We start from the raw sequence: 2,529 nt of genomic DNA, 5'->3' as shown, positions 1-2,529 counted from the left end.
GGTCGCAAGGCTCGATATGCCGAACCACAGGCCGAACTTCTCCGCAGCCTTCGCCACCGCCGTCTCGCCCTGCCAGTGGAAGGCGCGCTGGACCGCCGTCGGCGAGAGCATCAGCGGGAGCGACGATCTGCGCCCGAGTATGGTGCACCGGGTGTCGATCTCGGCGACGCCCGCCAGCACGTCGGGCACGAGATCGACCGTTTCGTACGCGAGCGTGTTGCGCGCGCGGGTCAGCTCGTCATCGGCGGCCCCGTCGATATAGTCGAACACGGGGAAGGGCAGGCGCGCCTTTGCGAGCCTGCGGAAATCGTCGATATTGTGGCAGTCGGAGAGGCGCATGGTCTGGCGTTGCCCTGTGACCGATTGCGGGCTGCGAGTCGAGCCTTGGCGAAAGCCGGGCGGGCCGGGCGCGCGGCGGCGCCACGGCCCGCCCGTGCGATCACATTCCGGAAGCCTTCTCAAAGGCGACGCTGATTTCCAGTTCGACCTCGTCGCTCACCAGCGGGATGCCGTAATTCACGTTGAAGTCCGACCGCATGATGGTGGTCTCGGCCTCGAAGCCGACCGTTTCCTTCTTGTTCATTGGGTTGATCCCCGCGCCGGTGAATTCAGCCTCCAGCGTCACTTCATTGGTGATCCCGTTGATCGTCAGGTCGCCGGTGATCTCGGCCGTCATCCCGTCGACCGTCACCGCGGTCGAGACGAAGCGGGCGGGCGCAGGCTCGGGGCCGAAGAAATCGGGGCTGCCGCCGTCCTTGGCGGGGCGCAGAAGGTGATCGGTCAGCCCCTTGCTCGCGGTGGTGACGCTGGCGATCGGAATGGTGACATCGACCTTGGCGCTAGCCGGATCGGCCGGATCGAGCATCAGCGTGCCCTCGACATCGCCGAAGATGCCGAAATATTCGTTGAAGCCGAAATGGTTGACCTCGAATTCGACCAGCGAGTGCGCGGGGTCGGCCATGTAGGTGCCGCCGGTGATGCGCTCCGGATCGGGCGCGCCGGGCACTTCGGGCGCGGCTTGCGCGAACAGGGCGGGCGCAAGTGCGATCGAGCCGGTGACGAGCGTGCCGGCGGCAGCGGCGGCGAGGGCGAGGTTGCGAAGGTCGACAGACATGGGGGATGAGGCCCTTTCGTTAGGGTGAGGGATAGGGTTCATCACATCCAACCCGGTGCAGGCCAGCGGGTTCCTCGCGCTCAGCAGGTGGCGATGGTTCCGGTCTGCCGGGCCGAAAGCTGGGCGAAGCTGTAGCTGCGCGCCGGGGCCGAGGCAGGGCAGGGCACGTAATCGCCGTCCTGCGAGAGGCAATCCTCGCCGCAGATCATCTCGGCTGTGGGGCCGCTTGCATCGACCCGCCAGAACCGCCCGCCCGGCGTCGCGACATAGCCATCGAGCCCGCTTTCGAAATCGCTCTGCATATCCTGCATCGAGGGCACTTCGCTGTCATATTCGCGGCTGAACGACCCGTGCGTATGGAAGCTGGCGATCGGGCGCATACCCGGTTCGTCCCAGTAGGAAATGCCGCAACTCGCCTCGTCGCCCTCGCGCGGGGGTGTCGCGCCGAGCGTGCCGTCGCTGTTCTCGAAGATGATGCCGCACAGCTCGATATCGCGCGCGAAGCTCTGCTGCTGGAGCGCTTCGAGCTGCGTGCGGGCGAATTCCTGAACCTGCGGCTGTGTGACGGTGATGACGAAATCGTCGGCGGACTTCACGTTCATCCAGGCGCGCGCGATGATCACGACCCAGACGATCGCGATCAGGCCGAAGATCAGCTTGGAATTGCCGAACAGGTCGTCGCGCAGGTGTGAAGGGGGCGGGGTTGGAGGCATCGCGTTGCGCCTTTGGCGCGGCGGGCGCGGTCTGTCGAGCGCAATGCCCGGCTGCGCGCCCGCCAGCGGCGGTTTGCGATCAGTTGCGCTCCTTGTCGACCAGCTTGTTCGCCCCGATCCACGGCATCATGGCGCGCAGCTTTGCGCCCGTTTCCTCGATCGGATGCGCGGCGGCCTGCTTGCGGGCGGCCTTGAGCTCGGGCTGGCCGGCGCGGTTGTCGAGGACGAAGTTCTTGACGAACCGGCCCGACTGGATGTCGGCCAGAACGCGCTTCATCTCGGCCTTGGTCTCGTCCGTAATGATGCGCGGGCCGGTGGTGATGTCGCCATATTCGGCGGTGTTGCTGATCGAATAGCGCATATTGGCGATGCCGCCTTCATACAGCAGGTCGACGATCAGCTTGGTTTCGTGGAGGCACTCGAAATAGGCCATTTCGGGGGCGTATCCGGCCTCGACCAGCGTTTCGAACCCCGCCTGGATCAGATGGGTGATCCCGCCGCACAGCACCGCCTGCTCACCGAACAGGTCGGTTTCGCATTCCTCGCGGAAATTGGTCTCGATGATCCCGCTGCGCCCGCCGCCGACGCCGCTCGCATAAGCCAGCGCCACGTCCTTGGCGCTGCCCGATGCGTCCTGGTGGACCGCGATGAGGCAGGGCACCCCGCCGCCGCGCACATATTCGGAGCGCACCGTGTGGCCCG

At 66.1% G+C, this 2,529-nt stretch carries 4 protein-coding genes; all 4 read right to left on the bottom strand.

The features are described from left to right. The coding region (locus V2I30_RS00595; protein WP_330660120.1) for an alpha-hydroxy acid oxidase at nt 1-339 on the bottom strand (339 nt) is incomplete at its 3' end. Between the two features lie 100 nt (nt 340-439). Then, nucleotides 440-1,114, bottom strand: a complete 675-nt coding sequence (locus V2I30_RS00590; protein ID WP_330660119.1) for a YceI family protein — start codon at nt 1,112-1,114, stop codon at nt 440-442. A gap of 80 nt (nt 1,115-1,194) precedes the next feature. Further along, a complete protein-coding gene (locus tag V2I30_RS00585; protein ID WP_330660118.1) occupies nt 1,195-1,827 on the bottom strand; it encodes a DUF4329 domain-containing protein in 633 nt (210 codons plus the stop codon). 79 nt (nt 1,828-1,906) lie between these two features. Next, the coding region (ilvC, locus tag V2I30_RS00580) for a ketol-acid reductoisomerase (RefSeq protein WP_330660117.1) at nt 1,907-2,529 on the bottom strand (623 nt) is incomplete at its 5' end.

Origin of the sequence: Erythrobacter sp., assembly GCF_036351135.1 — a bacterium.
In the GTDB taxonomy this organism is placed as follows: Bacteria; Pseudomonadota; Alphaproteobacteria; order Sphingomonadales; family Sphingomonadaceae; genus Erythrobacter.
This window is presented reverse-complemented; position numbering and strand designations above follow the sequence as displayed.